Origin of the sequence: Oceanobacillus oncorhynchi, from assembly GCF_000821065.1 — a bacterium.
Lineage (GTDB): Bacteria > Bacillota > Bacilli > Bacillales > Amphibacillaceae > Oceanobacillus > Oceanobacillus oncorhynchi.
This window is the reverse complement of the sequence record NZ_CDGG01000001.1, coordinates 1550241-1566896: the sequence shown is the minus strand read 5'-3', so window position 1 is coordinate 1566896 and position 16656 is coordinate 1550241. Positions and strand designations below refer to the sequence as shown.

The 16656-nt window shown below is 40.0% G+C and carries 18 protein-coding genes; 4 read left to right on the top strand and 14 right to left on the bottom strand.

What is annotated here, in order from left to right:
• Nucleotides 1–259 precede the first annotated feature (259 nt).
• Nucleotides 260–892 (top strand): spore germination lipoprotein GerD, encoded by a 633-nt coding sequence (gene gerD, locus BN997_RS07360; RefSeq protein WP_042531002.1) that lies wholly within the window; start codon nt 260–262, stop codon nt 890–892.
• 75 nt (nt 893–967) lie between these two features.
• Here the strand turns inward: gerD and BN997_RS07355 are convergent, their stop codons facing one another.
• Both BN997_RS07355 and cwlD read right to left on the bottom strand, forming a co-directional pair.
• A complete protein-coding gene (locus BN997_RS07355; protein WP_042531000.1) occupies nt 968–2026 on the bottom strand; it encodes an Mrp/NBP35 family ATP-binding protein in 1059 nt (352 codons plus the stop codon).
• A 281-nt stretch (nt 2027–2307) separates the two neighbouring features.
• On the bottom strand, nt 2308–3036 hold the full coding sequence (gene cwlD, locus BN997_RS07350; RefSeq protein WP_042530998.1) for an N-acetylmuramoyl-L-alanine amidase CwlD: 729 nt from the start codon (nt 3034–3036) through the stop codon (nt 2308–2310).
• Between the two features lie 356 nt (nt 3037–3392).
• On the opposite strand from cwlD, the gene BN997_RS07345 reads away from it, so the two are divergent.
• Nucleotides 3393–3824 (top strand): DUF948 domain-containing protein, encoded by a 432-nt coding sequence (locus BN997_RS07345; protein WP_042530996.1) that lies wholly within the window; start codon nt 3393–3395, stop codon nt 3822–3824.
• 43 nt (nt 3825–3867) lie between these two features.
• Here the strand turns inward: BN997_RS07345 and BN997_RS07340 are convergent, their stop codons facing one another.
• From BN997_RS07340 to BN997_RS07330, 3 genes are read right to left on the bottom strand one after another with little or no spacing between them, the layout of a single operon-like run.
• Nucleotides 3868–4101 (bottom strand): hypothetical protein, encoded by a 234-nt coding sequence (locus BN997_RS07340; protein ID WP_042530993.1) that lies wholly within the window; start codon nt 4099–4101, stop codon nt 3868–3870.
• Entirely contained in the window at nt 4091–4543 is a 453-nt protein-coding gene (locus BN997_RS07335) for a DUF948 domain-containing protein (protein ID WP_042530991.1), read from the bottom strand. The genes BN997_RS07340 and BN997_RS07335 overlap by 11 nt, the downstream gene beginning before the upstream one ends.
• On the bottom strand, nt 4540–4986 hold the full coding sequence (locus BN997_RS07330) for a DUF948 domain-containing protein (RefSeq protein WP_042530989.1): 447 nt from the start codon (nt 4984–4986) through the stop codon (nt 4540–4542). The genes BN997_RS07335 and BN997_RS07330 overlap by 4 nt, the downstream gene beginning before the upstream one ends.
• A 571-nt stretch (nt 4987–5557) precedes the next feature.
• Here BN997_RS07330 and BN997_RS07320 point away from each other — a divergent pair.
• On the top strand, nt 5558–6418 hold the full coding sequence (locus tag BN997_RS07320) for a YihY/virulence factor BrkB family protein (RefSeq protein WP_042535876.1): 861 nt from the start codon (nt 5558–5560) through the stop codon (nt 6416–6418).
• A 60-nt stretch (nt 6419–6478) separates the two neighbouring features.
• Here BN997_RS07320 and BN997_RS07315 read toward each other — a convergent pair whose 3' ends face one another.
• The 5 genes from BN997_RS07315 to BN997_RS23820 all read right to left on the bottom strand — a co-directional run bounded on the left by BN997_RS07315 (nt 6479) and on the right by BN997_RS23820 (nt 11340).
• The gene (locus BN997_RS07315; RefSeq protein ID WP_042530985.1) at nt 6479–7654 is read right to left on the bottom strand and encodes a GNAT family N-acetyltransferase; all 1176 of its coding nucleotides are present in this window, start codon (nt 7652–7654) and stop codon (nt 6479–6481) included.
• 78 nt (nt 7655–7732) lie between these two features.
• On the bottom strand, nt 7733–8383 hold the full coding sequence (locus tag BN997_RS07310; protein WP_042530983.1) for a YdeI/OmpD-associated family protein: 651 nt from the start codon (nt 8381–8383) through the stop codon (nt 7733–7735).
• 95 nt (nt 8384–8478) lie between these two features.
• Entirely contained in the window at nt 8479–9162 is a 684-nt protein-coding gene (locus BN997_RS07305; protein ID WP_042530981.1) for a hypothetical protein, read from the bottom strand.
• A gap of 134 nt (nt 9163–9296) precedes the next feature.
• Nucleotides 9297–10703 (bottom strand): NADP-dependent phosphogluconate dehydrogenase, encoded by a 1407-nt coding sequence (gene gndA, locus BN997_RS07300; RefSeq protein WP_042530979.1) that lies wholly within the window; start codon nt 10701–10703, stop codon nt 9297–9299.
• 202 nt (nt 10704–10905) lie between these two features.
• A complete protein-coding gene (locus tag BN997_RS23820) occupies nt 10906–11340 on the bottom strand; it encodes a CotD family spore coat protein (RefSeq protein WP_425311619.1) in 435 nt (144 codons plus the stop codon).
• Nucleotides 11341–11608: 268 nt separating this feature from the next.
• On the opposite strand from BN997_RS23820, the gene BN997_RS07290 reads away from it, so the two are divergent.
• On the top strand, nt 11609–11875 hold the full coding sequence (locus BN997_RS07290) for a hypothetical protein (protein ID WP_042530976.1): 267 nt from the start codon (nt 11609–11611) through the stop codon (nt 11873–11875).
• Between the two features lie 158 nt (nt 11876–12033).
• On the opposite strand, the gene lhgO is transcribed toward BN997_RS07290, so the two are convergent.
• Genes lhgO through BN997_RS07270 form a run of 4 tightly spaced genes read right to left on the bottom strand, consistent with a single transcriptional unit; the run spans nt 12034 to nt 16653 of the window.
• On the bottom strand, nt 12034–13239 hold the full coding sequence (gene lhgO / locus BN997_RS07285; protein ID WP_042530974.1) for an L-2-hydroxyglutarate oxidase: 1206 nt from the start codon (nt 13237–13239) through the stop codon (nt 12034–12036).
• Nucleotides 13240–13259: 20 nt separating this feature from the next.
• Nucleotides 13260–14540 (bottom strand): (Fe-S)-binding protein, encoded by a 1281-nt coding sequence (locus BN997_RS07280; protein ID WP_042530972.1) that lies wholly within the window; start codon nt 14538–14540, stop codon nt 13260–13262.
• Nucleotides 14533–15939 carry an FAD-binding oxidoreductase gene (locus BN997_RS07275; protein ID WP_042530970.1) on the bottom strand — a complete coding sequence of 469 codons (1407 nt, stop codon included), beginning with the start codon at nt 15937–15939 and terminating at the stop codon, nt 14533–14535. The genes BN997_RS07280 and BN997_RS07275 overlap by 8 nt, the downstream gene beginning before the upstream one ends.
• Nucleotides 15940–15951: 12 nt before the next feature.
• Nucleotides 15952–16653: a FadR/GntR family transcriptional regulator gene (locus tag BN997_RS07270; RefSeq protein WP_042530968.1), complete on the bottom strand. Its 702-nt coding sequence runs from the start codon at nt 16651–16653 to the stop codon at nt 15952–15954.
• Nucleotides 16654–16656: the final 3 nt, after the last annotated feature.

Sequence of the window (16656 nt, the reverse complement as noted above, 5' to 3'; positions counted from 1 at the left end):
AAAGAAGTAACCACTGGTATTTTATCATGAAGTGACCTATTTTTCTTCATTGCTTGTGTATATTTTGTTAAATTATCAAACATATTAAGAGTGTAGATTATATTCTTATCACTGAAGAAGTATCAACGACTGAAACACATGATTATTGCGGAAAATGTTGATTTTTGGCACCTGAGGCCAAGCTAATGTAATCCCAACCTGAAAATAAATTCATGAAAAAGGTATACTTTCTGATTCCATGAAGAAAGGAGCGTATATTATGAAACGTCACCTGTCCATTCTATTTCTACTCCTATTGTTTTGCTTTATCTCTGCTTGTGGAAATAATGATGAATCCCGTGAAGCAGAATACGAAACCACGAAACGAATGGTTGTCGATATCCTGCAGACTGAGGAAGGTAAAAAAGCGTTAAAGGATATACTAAACGATGACGAACTGCAGGAAAGCGTGGTTATTGAATCGGATGAAGTAAAAGAGGCAGTTACAAAAGCTTTATCATCTGAAGACAGCAAGGAAAACTGGAAAAAAATGTTCCAAGACCCTGAATTCATACAAACTTATGCGAAATCCATCTCCGCAGAACAAAAGAACCTGATGAAGGACCTGATGCATGATAGTCAGTTTCAAGAGCAAATGATTGAGATATTAAATAACCCTAAGGTGGATGAGCAAATGCTTTCTATCATGACGAGCCAAGCATTCCGTGCTCATTTGGAGAAAACAATTCAAGAAGCGTTTCAATCTCCATTATTTCAGGAAAAGATAGATCAGGCATTAAAAGAAGCTGCCAAGCAAAACGCTTCCGGCGGTGGTGGAGAAAATAGCGGAAATTCCGAAGAGAATAAAGAAGAAAAGAAAAACGAAAACGAAGGCGCAAATTCATCCGGTTAAGGAATTACTGCATGCATTTCTCTAAAACAAATAGGGTGCTGTTTATCTAAACAGACACCCCGTTTGTTTGCACCCCTATTCCTCTAATTTCGCAATGATTTTGGCAGCTACCTTATGATACTCTTTGCCATTTGGATGGTCCTCCTGGTAAACAGACGGCGCGAATTCATCCTCTTCTTCATACGGCTGTTGTAGTGACAATTGACCAAGAACCTTTGTTTTCAAAACATCGGCAAGCTTCTTACCTCCGCCTTTTCCGAAAACATATTCCTTCTCACCGGTTTTCTTGCTTTCAAAATATGCCATATTCTCCACAACACCAAGGATTTCATGATCTGTTTTCAGAGCCATTTGTCCCGCACGAGCCGCTACAAAAGCTGCGGTCGGATGAGGTGTTGTTACAATAACCTCTTTACAAGATGGTAAGAGTTCATGGACATCCATTGCGATATCGCCTGTTCCAGGTGGTAAATCAAGCAATAGATAATCTAATTCTCCCCACTCTACTTCTGTGAAAAAGCTGTTTAACATTTTCCCGAGCATCGGTCCGCGCCAGATAATTGGCGAATTATCTTCCACAAAGAATCCCATGGAGACGACTTTGACACCAAAGCGCTCAACAGGAATAATCTTTTCTCCGCGAACGACTGGTCTTTCCTCGATGCCCATCATATCCGGTACACTAAAGCCATAAATATCTGCATCAATTATTCCTACTTTTTTGCCTAGACGCATCAAGGAAACAGCTAAGTTAACGGTTACAGTTGATTTACCAACACCGCCTTTTCCACTTGCCACGGCGATAAATTGTGTATTAGTGGCGCCGCTGATCAGCGTTTCTTCTTTTTCTTTTTCTGCTTCAGACTGATATTTCTTCACTGTTTCATCAGGAAGCTGTTCAAATCGGAGACCAACTGTATTGGCACCATTCCGTTTTAAAACACCAACAATTTCTTGCTGCATCTGCATCTGCTCGCCAGTATTCATCTTGGAAATTCCAACCTTGACACTGACATGCTTCTTCTCTTCCTTAATGGTAACAGAAGTAATCGCGTTCAATTCCTTCAAGTTTCTATGTAAAAAAGGATCCTTTATAGAGCTGAGTAACTCAATAACCTCTTCTTGTGTTAACATATTTTCACCATCCCTTATGAATCTGTCCAAGTGCAAGTATAACATAAAACGAAACTTCATTCAGTTGGTTTGCTCTTTAACCAACTGAATGTTAGCTTGAGTTAATCAGGAAATGCAGCGTCCGTTTTTCTCCATCTATTATTTACATTTCTTTTCTGTCCCTCGTTGGAGAAATTACGGACGCTCATGCTGCGATAGTATTTATCCATAAAAAAGACCTGACATCTGCCAAAGCCTCTTCACGGGTCAAAGTTAAAAAGCCATCGTCATCCTGGCACTGTTTACTCACTTTCCTCTGCCTGCGGTTCTTCCGTAACGTAACGCAAGATTCCTTCATAAATACTAGCCGCCATTTGTCTCTGATACGTATCATCTTTTAATAGCTCCCGTTCTACCTCATTCGATAAAAAACCAATCTCTACTAACGCACCAGGAACCTCTGCATGCTTTAATAAATACATTTGGTCAATCGCAAGGGGCTGTCTATCCGTATTTTCTAAATTACGGATAATTTCCTCCTGAATCATTGTCGCCAGATGTTCTCCCTCCTCAAACCTTGGGTAATAAAAGGTCTGAGCCCCATGCCACTGGGAATCAGGTAATGCATTTAAATGGATGGAAATAAAAAACTCAGCTTCTTTCTCCTGAATAAACGCTAATCGATTTCGTATATCCTCTGATTTACGATTAGCCAGACCGCTTGTCCCCTCCGCTGCCAGATCCACATCCTCTTCACGCGTCAAATGAACAATCGCACCATGCTGCATCAAATAAGACTGCACAATTTTAGCTACAGACAGTGCAATATCTTTTTCAACGGTGCCGTCTGATCCTACCGCGCCGCCATCTGGTCCGCCGTGCCCCGGATCAATAACAATCACTTTTCCGTTTAACGGCATCGACCACGTAGAATTAGAAGAATTAATTGCTTGTTTGGTGGGATACTGTAATAAGAAAATAAGTAATAATAAACCAAGAAACCAGAAGGCCTGCTTTTTCTTTTTAGACATATTGTCTCGTTCCTTTCGTTCCCATCTTCAGGGATGTATTTTGGCACTATCCAGAAATAGTCGATATAAGGATGGCAATAATACATGTTAGTAACCTTTTACCGGGACGAGCAGCCGCTGTCTCAAGCTAATCTGAGAAAAACGGATTCTTCACACGTTCTGCTATTACAAAGCTGTTTCCTACAGCATGTACAAACGTTAAGGAATATAAACTGCCAAAGCCTTTATTAAAATTTATGGGCGCATCCTTAGGTTTATGACTTATCTTTTGTAGTATGCTAAAATAAAAATAAATGTTTGAAACTGTTCCTCATGTGATATTGTATATTTAGGAATAATGATTCGGAGGTATGATTATGGCTGATTGGATATTAATTGTATTAGGTATTGGAGCTGTTCTGATTGGACTTGGTTTATTGGCGGTAGCTGCTTTTCTTTTTCTAAAATTAGGAGGGGCGGGCAAACTCATCGCAAGTGCTCAAAAAACAACGGATCAACTGCCGGAGCAAGTAGAAGGCATCACCTCGCAAATAACAGATGTCCTTAAAACAGGAAATGAAACCTTGCAGCAAGTGAATCAACAAATCAAGGAATTATCTCCTTTATTCTACTTAGTTGGTGATGCAGGACGAGCTACACACAACCTGTCGTCGTCTGTACTTAAAACAGCAAATCAATTACAGGAAACTACAGAAGAAGCAAATATGACGATAGCCAATAAAAATTTGCAAGGCATTTATGGCTTAGCTACTATTGGATATTTTCTTGTAAAACAGAACAGAAAGTAGCTCCATTCAAAAACGCTTGGAACAAAGGTTCCAAGCGTTTTTTTTACTTTTCTTCTGCAATTCTATTTTCTACTTCCTGCCGTATCTCCTGAAGCTCTGTCGATTTTTGAAAACCATCATGATACAGACGCTGTTCAAAATCACGCAGACGAGTTAATAATGACGGATTTTCTTCTAAATTTCGTTTCTTATCTACATAAGAACTTGCTGCCCAGCCTAATACAGCACCAACAGCTGAACTGACAACGATACCCGTTTTAGATCCTTTATTGCTCATGGGTATATGCCCGTTTCTCGCGTTTTAAATCCCGCTTTTTCTTTAACCAATAATAACCAAGGGCAACTCCGCCATACACGCCGCCTAAGTTGTTTTTACCGGAAACTTCCTGACCAACTTCTGTTTTTGTTTTTACAGAATCGGTTACATCCACTAAGGAAGAAGATAGTTTCCGTGTTGCATTCCCAACATCACCAACGATATAAAACAGCGGGCTCAGCTGCTCCATCTTGTTATTAATATCAGCTAAAGCCTGGTTACTTTCATGCATAATACTTGTTGTCTCTTTTAAAATACCATCCATTTGCTCCGGTAATTGCTGTACTGTCTTATCGACGCCGCTTAATACACTTGCTAAGTTATTTAATAAATGAGCAATAAAAATAGCTAAAATAACACTTGCGACTCCAATAATAATGACGCCGACTCCGATTAATGTCATTTTACTTCCTCCCTCGTCTGGTTGACTTTATTTGTTTTACCTGCCTGGTAACTTTTATAAATCTGCATCGCAGCTTCACTCCACGTGATACCTTTCATTGCCAGATTTAATTTTTCTTCCAATTTCGCATCATCCAATGCTTGTCGTTTCACTTTATAAGCTTCATTTAAGCTCTGGACAGAGGTGCCTACATCTTCTAAAGACCCAAAGACACTGTCTGTTGCCTGCAGCTTCTCGTGCGTATCATCAATTAAATGGTTCACTTCTTGTAAGGATTTCGAAATTTCAGGTGTGATGTGATTCATTTCTTCTTCCATTTTTACGACTGATTTGCCGAGCGAACGAATATTATACGTAAGCCGATTTAACATAAAGGCTATATAACAACACACGACCGCAAACGCGATAGCAACAAGTAAAATCCCTACGGAAATAATAGGCATATGTAAAAAACCCCTCCTTCTTCAAAATATAAGCGCGTATAAGTTTGGGCTTGAATATTTCTTATCTAAGAACAGCTGCACCCGGCTCCTGCTTGTTCAAAAGGACCAAATGGCCTTGCCGATTCTCTTCGATTGCCGCCCATATTTCTCAATTTTTTCAATCAGACTTTTTGAATAGCCTCTTTAAACAATATTATACCACCTGCCAAAATAAATAAAACGTTTCTTCTTTATAATATCAGAAAACCCGGCATTCGTTAAAGGGAGTCATACAAGTACATGGTATTTTCTTCAAATTCTTTGCCCACTGACGCACAACTCTTCAGGCAAACAAACGCCTCCCCAGACAATCTTCCTGCGGTGATGAAAATCATCAAGGCTGGTGTTCGTCTTCTGTCATACGTACAGAAAGTTATCTTATTTCCCATTTACCAAGATTACATCTCTTCATTTTTGGGTATAGAATTTACATACCTTCATCTTTCCCTAATCGTTATGGATATATTTATTCCATTTTTCAGGGACTCCCTCTAAAATGGAAAGGTATGAAAAAATTTTATTGGAGGCGACTATGGATATTAAACAATTCGGCAAAGATTTTATGAAACGTTTCACCGAAAATAATACGACATTACTTGCAGCTGCGCTTGCTTATTATTTTCTATTAGCCGTCTTCCCGCTTCTTATCGTTGGCTTTGCAATTATCCCTTATTTTAACATAAGCCCGGAAGATGCTGTCGGGTTCCTCGGCTCCATCTTACCGCAAGAGCTTGCAGCAACCTTTGAAGAAAATATTATCAGCTTGGTAGAGACCCCCCGCGGCGGATTATTGACTGTCGGGATTTTAGGTACAATCTGGTCTGCATCCAACGGAATCAATGCTTTCATTAAGGTATCCAATCAAGCATTTGAAGTGGAAGAAACCAGATCATTTATTAAAGCCCGCGGAATAGCTATCCTGCTGACTATCGGCGTACTGTTAGCGGCCATTTCATCTATCATTTTGCTTGTATTCGGAGATGCTATTATCAATTTCTTGATTTCCTTTATCGGCATCAGCGAAGGCACCGGGTTTATTCTGCAAATCTCACGTTTAGTGATGGTCATTGTAATTGTTACCATTATTTTACTCGGCTTATATCGTTTTGCGCCCAATAAACGGCTTCCTTTCCGCCATATTTTACCTGGAACATTAACAGCAAGTATTTTATGGCTGGTGAGTTCTTTTGCTTTTTCCATTTATGTATCTAACTTCGGCAATTACTCTGCAACGTATGGAAGTCTTGGAGGAATTATCATTCTGATGATCTGGTTCTTCTTAACAGGTATTATTCTTCTGGTAGGCGCGTTATTAAATAGTATGTATCACCAGAAAAAAATAGATGATGCTACAGAAGCCAAAAAAGAAACGGCAAGCAGTAAGGAAGTCTAATGGAAAAAACCAAAGTCTGTCTTCTTGATATAGAGGATCGACTTTGGTTTTTATTGTAGTTTAGAAAAAATCTGCAAGATACGGATGTTTTTTCTTAGGGAGATACGTATCCAGCTTTATCATATTTTTTAATTCACCTGAGATAAACGCCTGCTGGTAAAGCTGCTCCAAGGTTTGTTTCCCTAACAAAATCATCGTTAATTGTTGAATTGTCACCGATGCTGTCACATTCTCTCCTGCCGTCTCCTCTGTTTTTTCTGCATAATGTGATCCGTTTTGAAAATAAATCTGATAAACGCCACTGTTTTCTTCCAAAACGCCATCTTCCACTTTCAATCTAAAGCTTTCTTCCTTTTCTGCCGGCGTCAAAAATGGATATACCTTTAGAAAGGCTTCTACATCAACAACTCTTGTCATAAAATATGGCTTTTGTTCTTGCTTTGCTCTCGGCTCTTCCAGAAAAAGCGGAAATAAATCATCATCCGGCAGTGTCATCTGTACTTCGTTTGCCATTGAATCATGATTAGCAATAAACTGCAGCAGCCGCTTTTTACTTTCCGGGGTAACCGCAGCCCATTCATCGATGTCCAGCTTACTATTCTTTACCTGATAACGGACATATCCGTCTGCCTTGCCCGCATCATCATAACTAATCGCTGTAATTAATTCTTCTTTACTGAAAATCTTGTGCTCCCACCAATGATTATCGCGTACCAGCATCCCTGTATACTGTTCGGTATAAGCATGATAAACCTCTTTTAAAATCGCTTCTTCACCCTTTTTCATCCGACGCACACAGCCTGTTATATCCTTGTATTTAGGCACATGTTCCATTGGAATTGTAAACTGCATTTCATTGATGGTCATTTCCCAGCCAAACTTCCGGTAAAACGGGACACTGAATGGCGCCAAATAAGAAACAAGATAACCTGCTTTTTTCATTTCACCTAGAGCGTGGATAAGCAGCTGCCGAACAGCTCCTTTCCTCCGATACTCCGGCCAAGTTGCCACAGAGGCAATGCCCCCTGTTTTGATAACCTTGCCATGGATACGTGTTTCCAATGGAATCAGATGGACCTTTGCAGCAAGATTTTCTCCTTCCACCCAGCCCCAAACTGTTTCATTCTTTTTTGCTTCTTTTTTCTTTTCTATTTCTCCTGGTGCGGGTGTAACTTGAAAGGCAAAAGCGGACAGATCATAAATTTCATCATTGGTTACTGGAATTTGTTTAATCATAACAGTCCTCCTCTTTGACGGATAAAATGAAACTTCATTCAGTGAAAATGATACGGGCGATTCCTCTTTTAAAGCCAATTATTTCTTCTGCTGGCGGTACAAATCAATCGATTTATACCCTTGAGACAAAATATCAAGCATTTGCTGTTTACGCTTGTCACGTGTTTTTTGCTGTTTCGCGGAAAAAAGATAGCGCGCCCAGTCTTTTTGATAGCCAGGTGTCAGACTCTGATAAAATGAAAGCACCTCAGGAAATGCTGCCAATAACGCTTCAATATCTTTCACATTCTCGGCATAATCTGCTACGCGCTGGCTCGACGAGGCGGATTTCTTCTCTTTTTGCTTCTCGCGTTTTAAGCCAATTACGGTAAACACGTCATCCATACTTACCATACGGGCAAATTTCAGATCACTTCCTGACACATACCCTTCTTCGTCCACCTTCATAGCGGGGAAAATCTCATCTCTATGGATAGAGGTTGTATACCGCTTATTTCCCTTTTTAGGGTAGGCAAAAAATAAATATCCTTTGGGAAGCAGTAATTGCTGCTCTAAAATTTGATTTGTATATGTAATCATCTCATCCAACGTTTCTACAAAAATAAATATCGCATCATGCTCTTGTTGCAATGCTTGATTTGATTCCGTGAATACACCATAGTCATTCGGCTGATTAATAACAGCCATACTGTTGTATTTATGAAGCTTTAATTTATCTATAATTGACATAATATTCACTCCCTGCCTTATGTAAATATATCATTTTTACCAAGAATCAAGAAAGCATATTGATGGGCAAATACGGTGTTCTCGTTCTTTTCTATTCAGTAAAGCACATTATCATTTTTCTCTAATTTCAAATGTTCAACCATAAAGGATACGAGTGTATCTAACGGGTTAATAATCGGCTTCGATGAATTACCCTCCACCTGCCGGGATGCCTCAACCATAGATAATTGCGCAACAGAAATAATTTTATTATTATCCTTTGTCATTTGATTTAAGAACTCGGAAATTTTTTGATTATATTCTTTTTTCATCCCCTGCATGATCAAGTCAAAAGTATCATAGATAATTTTAACTTCTATATCTAACGGTTGCTGATGACAATCTGCATGCTGCTTCAGACGTTCCATCGTCCCTTTAACAGTTGCAGGGTTTGAAAAAAGAATAACCTGAGGCTGATCTATCTGGCAAATGGAATCAAAAAAAGGTTCATCGATTTTTATAATCGGCACAGCTATAGAGAGCTGGTCTTCCTTTAAAAGGCCTATATAATTTGTACAAGTAATAAGGATGGCATCGACATCACATTGAGCCATCCACGCTATTTGTTCATTGACTTTCTTTTGAGCGTCGGATTCTTGGAATTTTTCATCAGAAGTAACTCGATACATTAATGCAGGATCAACAAAATGAATCAATTCGATATTAAATTCGGAAAGTACATCATCCAAATATTTTATATTGGAGTAATGAGCGTGTAAACATCCCATTCTTTTTCTCATCGTTATCCCGCCCCATCTTATTTTTTCATGCTGCTTACTTTACACGGAGTGATATTAAAAAGTCCCGGAATCAACCAATTGACTCCGGGACATCATAGCATTATTAAAAATCAAACATCTTTCTCACAAATTCATTAAAACCATTGTGAATGGAATACACCATCTTTATCCTTACGCTCATACGTATGCGCACCGAAATAATCGCGCTGCGCCTGGATTAAGTTAGCTGGCAGGTCCTCTGAACGATAGCTGTCATAGTAAGCAATCGCACTCGCGAACGTCGGTACAGCAACACCATGCTGCACAGCTAAAGAAACAACCTTACGAAGAGACGCTTGATATCCTTCAACAATCTCTTTGAAGTATGGATCGAGCATCAGGTTTGGCAGATCTCCATCGCGATCATATGCTTCTTTGATTTTTTGCAGGAAGTTTGCACGGATAATACATCCGCCGCGCCAAATCATTGCGATATCGCCATATTTCAAGTCCCAATTGTTTTCTTCAGACGCTGCACGCATTTGCGCAAAGCCCTGTGCGTAAGAAACAATTTTACTCATGTAAAGCGCCTGACGAATTGCTTCCACAAGCTCTTCTTTGCTCTCAGATACTTCCGTTTTAGCAGGACCGGAGAACACTTTGCTTGCTTTTACGCGCTCGTCTTTTAAGGAAGAAATAAAACGTGCAAATACAGACTCTGTAATTAATGGAAGCGGCACACCTAAGTCCAGGGCATTTTTGCTTGTCCATTTTCCAGTACCTTTTTGGCCCGCTTTATCAAGGATCACTTCCACTAACGGTTTGCCCGTTTCCTCATCCACTTTTGTGAAAATATCTGCTGTAATTTCAATTAGAAAGCTGTCTAGCTCTCCTTTATTCCACTCTTTAAACACTTCATGCAATTCTTTTGCATCTAAGCCGACCACATTCTTCATTAAATCATATGCTTCAGCGATTAACTGCATATCTCCATATTCAATTCCATTATGAACCATTTTCACAAAATGACCTGCACCATTTGGTCCGATATACGTTACACATGGTTCGCCATCTACTTTAGCAGAAATTGCTTCAAAGATTGGAGCAACTAAATCATATGCTTCTTTTTGTCCGCCAGGCATCATAGAAGGTCCTTTTAATGCGCCTTCTTCCCCGCCGGATACACCAGTTCCAATGAAATGGATACCGGTTTTATCTAATTCCTCATTACGGCGCATCGTATTTTCATAAAGTGTATTTCCTCCATCAATCAACACGTCGCCGTCTTCTAAGTATGGCTGCAGGGATGCGATCGTTGCATCTGTCGCTGGTCCAGCTTTCACCATAAGCATTATTCTGCGGGGCTTCTCTAAAGATTGAACAAAATCTTCAATCGTTTCGGCACCATAGAAGTTCTTCCCTTTTGCTTCGTTTGCCATAAATTCTTCTGTTTTCTGGTAGGTACGGTTGAAAACAGATACAGCGAAGCCACGGCTTTCTATATTTAATGCAATATTTTTACCCATAACAGCTAAGCCAATAACACCAATCTCTTGCTTCATATATACTCGATCCTCTCTGCCTAAAAATTTAAAATGAACCTTTTCCTATTATAACGGATTTCTTCTAAAGAAACCAAGTCCCACGCTATTTTTTCTCAATACTATGATAACTTGGCCGATTTTTTGACAGAGAAAAATCACCAATCCGCAGCATCACATCAAACTGCGAATCGATGATTTTTCTAGTTACACACAAAGCTCCTTAGCATCCGCAAGGGCCTTGCGGCGGACAAGGATGATGCGGCTTTCCGCACATAACATGCTGTTCTTTAATATCATTTACAACAGATTCTGTATGAGGGAAATAGTGTTTGTGTGTTGTCATATGCTTATTAACATTTGTAGTGTGACTAGGATGGACATGCTTTACCTCAGTATTAGAAACGTTTGTTTTAACGTATTGCTTTGTTGGAGATACTTGTGTTGGGCCTTGTTGTGTAGGTGATACTTGTGGTGCACAGTATTCTGGCTGCATTTGTTGCTGCGGCATTTGCTGCATTGGCATTTGCTGTGGCATTCCATTGCAATTCCCATTCAACCCATTCATCCCATTCATAGAAGCTCCTTGTACCTGTTGATTTTGGTTCCCCCAGCCTTGATTAAATTGTCCTTGATGATGTTTGTTACTACCTCTCACCGTAAAGGACCTCCTTTCCATTTCTTTAATCTTTCTCTATAGACTATGTGTCCCCCCCGTACTCGGTTTGATATAATAACCTATTTTTCAGGAATTTCTCTTGGATTCTTATTTAAGTGGCGATTCTAAAAAGGAACAGAGAGCTTTATTCTCCTGTTCTTTGTATGAGAGAGGGATCAGGATAAAAGTTTCAGATTAATTACATCCAAAATCGGGAAACTTTATATAATAGAAGCGTCATATTTAGTTCAGTTACTGGAGTGATATAATGGAATTTTTAACAGGATACTTACCAATCATGCTTGGCGTTGCCGCTATTCTCATATTAATAAGTATATTTGTGAAAGAGAAACGGATTGTTCCACCGATGGTTGTCAGTTCAATCAGCCTTATTTCTATCTTTATCAGTTATTTCTTTGAGGGGGAAGATGCCGCTCTTATCGGCAATATCAGTCTGGCTGCCTTTATCAGTTCCGTCATTGTTCTGATTATAATGACAGCTATTTCCTGGTCTCGTACACGTCCAAAAGCATAAGATTGGCTGCCTCCATCGGAGGAATTACAGCAAGTCCGGCTGTGAAAATATTGCTTAAACAAAAATCCCAGAATGTCTTCCGTTCAAATAATAGAAGACATCCTAGGGTTTGTTTGTTTGTTTCCAAATCAAAAGTGTAAACTATCGAAAGATACCTTTCAGGTTACCGCCGGCATTTTTTGGTTAAAACGCTTTGCAATTTCCTTTCCTATTTCAATCGAGCACGTTGCAGCAGGTGATGGCGCATTCAACACATGTAAACTTGACGCATTTTCTTCAAAATAGAAATCATCTAGCATGGTCCCATCCGGTTTCATCGCTTGCGCACGTACTCCCGCTTCCATCGGCTTGATATCCGCTGCTGTTAATGAAGGAATTAATTTTTGTGCTTCTTTGACAAATGCTTTTTTACTAAATGACCGATAATATTCACCGATAGCTTCCTTCATATTTTTTATGCCCATTCGATACAGCCCCGGAAAGGTTATGATTTGCGTTGTTTCTTTCAGGTTAAAACCAATTTTTTGATATGCTTCTTTTTTAAATCCCAACACGGCATTAGGCCCTACATCGACTCCGCCGCCAATCATATTTGTAAAATGGACACCCAGGAATGGCAAATCCGGATTAGGGACTGGATAAATCAACGTTTTTACATAATGTTCAATACGCTCATCTAATTCAAAATACTCGCCGCGAAATGGAATAATTTGAACATCTGTCTCGATACGCGCCATACGCGCCAGTTTATCACTATATAACCCGGCACAATTAATCAAATAATCCGCTTCATATGTCGTTTCATTCGTTACTACGGTTATTTTTTCTGTTTCCATTTGGATATCTTTCACTTCATTATGTAACCGCAGCATGCCGCCATTTTCTATAAACAGCTCGGCGTATTTCTCTGTAACCTTTTTAAAATCCACAATGCCGGTATTTTTAACGTGGATCCCGCCGACTGTATTTACAAATGGTTCAATCTCTTTTACTTCATCACGGCTTAAACGTTCGACATCTAATCCATTTTCGATTCCCCGCTCATATAGTTTATTCATATTCGCAAGCTGGGACTCACTTGTTGCTACAATTACTTTGCCACATTGGTTATACTCAATTTGATGCTTTTCACAGAACTCCACCATAGATTTCGATCCATTACGGGCAAATCTCGCTTTGTAGGAGCCCGGTTTATAATAAATTCCTGAATGAATCACACCGCTATTATGTCCTGTCTGATGCTTCGCTACCTCTGCTTCTTTATCTACGACTGCAATGTCTTTATCTGGATGCATTTTCGATAGCTGGTAAGCGGTGCTCAAGCCAATAATCCCTGCTCCAACAATCACTATGTCTACTTTCACTGTGCTTCCCCTGCCTCTGCTTAAGTTGTTTGAATACCGCAAGCTTCCGCGACTACTTCCACAATATGCTTCACTGAAATCACATTCGATAAGCCTTCTCTTTCTACTCCCAGCTGCATTTGGATATGACAGCCCGGATTGGAAGTGATGATTAATTCCGGTCTTGCTGTTTTAACGTTTTTCATCTTCATATCTAAAATTTGCATGGATTCCTCAAAATGCAGGATATTATAAATACCTGCTGAGCCACAGCAGAGCGCTTTATCTTTTAACTCCATGTAGTTCAGGCCGGGAATACGTTTAATGATTTTTAACGGGTCCTCAAACACCTGCTGTACATTCTCCAAATGACATGACGGCTGAAATACAGCATTCTTCGGAATTTCATATTGAAAATCCAAATCAGCCATTGCCATCAGTTCAGAAATATCCCTAACCTTTGCCGTAAACTTCAATGCCCGCTCATGCCATTCCGTTCCTTCCTGAAATAACTTAGGGTATTCTTTTAACGTCGCTCCACAGCCGCCGATGGTATTAACAATATAGTCAAAGTCATATCCCTCATAGGCTGCGATATTTTTCTTGGCTAGCTCTACCGTCTGATTGTGCTCTCCTGCATGATGCTGCAGGGCACCACAGCATGTTTGTGACGGAATATTCGTCACTTCCATTCCATGTCCGTTTAAAATGTTAACAGCTAGATCATTAATCCGGCTGAAAAATACGTCCATAATACAGCCTTGAAAGAAACCAACCTGAATTGCTGATTTTCTAAAAGGATTCGGCGGATTTTTCAGCCGCTTACTTAGTTGGACTTCCGGCATGGCTTTATTCAAGTCTCGGTATTTCTCCATCGGTTTTAGAAGATTACGCCGATTAACCACACGCTTCACTCCGGTCACCTGATAAGCATATAAACTCCTGTTCACCAGTCTCAGAATCTGTTTGTTTTTCAAAACCACTTTAAAAGCAGCTGTTCTGACTCCCTTCTCGAACAGTCCCATTTTTTTATTATCTTTCAGCACCTCGACGGCCGACATCAGAATATCGCCGTAACGGACATTGGTGGGGCATACTGTTTCACATGCCCGGCAACCCAGACATAAATCAATCCCTTCCCGCATGTCTTCTATATCTATCTTTCCTTCCGCTGCCATCTGCACTAAATTAATACGCCCTCTCGGTGAATGCTTTTCTTTTTTAAAAGCCAGATAGGTGGGGCAAGCAGGCAAGCAGTACCCGCATTGCACACAATCAAAGGTTGCCTGATAATCCAATTTTTCAATTAATTGCTCAGTCATTTTTTAACACTAGCCTTTTCTCTCCCGCTTCCGGGAATATTTTTCCTGGATTCAAGATATTCTTCGGATCAAGCGCTTGTTTAATCGCTTTCTGGAATACCATGCCGGCTTCTCCTACTTCTTTTGGGAAAAACGGTTTTTTCATCGTTCCGATTCCATGTTCACCTGATAAGGTCCCGCCTAATTCAATGGCGTAATGAAAGATTTCTTCGACCGCATCCTCCACTCTGGTAACTTCATCCGCATCCCGCATATTGGTATTAATCGTTGGGTGCAGGTTGCCATCACCAGCGTGGCCAAATACAACAATATTCAGATTATACTTTTTCTTCATTTCATCTATCTTCCGAAACATGTCTGGAATCTTACTCAACGGGACGGTCGCATCTTCTGATATTTTGGTGTAGCCGCTTTGGACAATTGCAGGTGAAACTAATTTTCTCACCTGCCAGAGCCTTGCTTCTTCCTCTTTGGTTTTCGCAATTTGCACATTCTCTACACCAATTTCTAAAAGAGCCTGCTGAATAACATGCAGTTCCTTCATCAATACATCTGTATCCCCATCCACTTCAACAAGCAGAATAGCCGCGGCCGTTCTGGGTAAATCCAGTCCGGCATAATCCTCCACTTTGTTTATCGCATTCTGATCAAGAATCTCCATTTTAGAAGGTCTTACTCCCGATGTTAATATTTTGGAAATAGACTTTCCTGCAGTATACAAATCCTCGAATATAATCATTGCTGTCTTCGTATCCATCGGCTTTGGAATCAGCCTTAAAGTTGCCTCTGTAATAATTCCAAGGGTCCCCTCTGATCCGATTAAAAGCTTCGTTAAATCATAGCCGGTCACATTTTTAACGGTATTTCCACCCGTACGGATAACTTCTCCTTCCGCGGTAACCACCTCCAGCCCCAATACATAATCCTTTGTCACACCATATTTTACTCCTCGGGGACCGCCGGCGTTTTCTGCTAAATTCCCGCCAATAGTGCAGATCGAGGAAGAAGAAGGGTCGGGCGCATACATTAAGTTATACTTTTCTGCCAATTGATGAATATCTCCTGTTTTCACACCTGGACTTGCCTTGATTAACAAATCATCCGGAAAAATTTCCAGATACTGATTCCACTGGGAAAAATCCATTACAATACCTGCGTGTACAGGTAGAGGACCTCCAGAAAGGCTTGTGCTCGCTCCTCTTGGATAAATGGGAATTTCATAAGCATTCGCCAGCTGTACAATTTTCTGTACCTCTTCCGTTGACATCACTTGAACAACATAATCCGGCATATACTGTCCAAAGGACGCATCATAGCCGTATGAGACACGGTCATCCACATCTATTAACAAACGCTCTCCTACTATTTCAGTCAATTTTTCTATTATTTTTTCTTTCATTATTTAACCCACCTATATTCTGTCGTCCCCCAACTTTCTGCGCATGTTTGTCAGATGTAAGTACATCGCTTCCTTGGCTTCTGCTGCATTTTGGGATTTGATTGCCAAATAAATACGTTCGTGCTCGCTATAAACCTCTTCTCTTTTTCTAGGTTTTCCTACATTCAGTTTCAATGAATATTCCAAAGCATTTCTGTGTACACGCTCTAAATTTTGAAAGGTTTGAATCATATAATTATTCTCTGTGGATTGGATAATCGCTTGATGAAAATTATAATCCGCTTTTAAACCAATCGAATATTCATTGCTCGTGATTTCTTCAAAGTCCTTCAGCGCCTGCTCAATTTTCGAAAGTGCTTCTTGTGTATGCCTTACTGCACTGTAGCCTGCTGCTTCCACTTCCAATAGCGCTCGCATTTCTAACAGATCAAATAACTCTTTTTTTGTAAATTCGCCGTAAGTATATTCTTTAAATTCATCCGCAGCATCCAGGCGCTTGACATAACTTCCCTTCCCCTGCATCGACTCTACATAGCCTACTGAGACTAATTTACTGATTGCTTCCCGAATAGGAACTCTGCTGACATCAAAATATTTTGCGAGCTCATTCTCTGAAGGAAGCTTTTGTCCTTCAGCGTATTCGCCAGTTTTAATCATATTTTCTAACTGGGAAAAAATAATATCAGATAACTTTTCTTTTTTGAACGGTTTCATTTT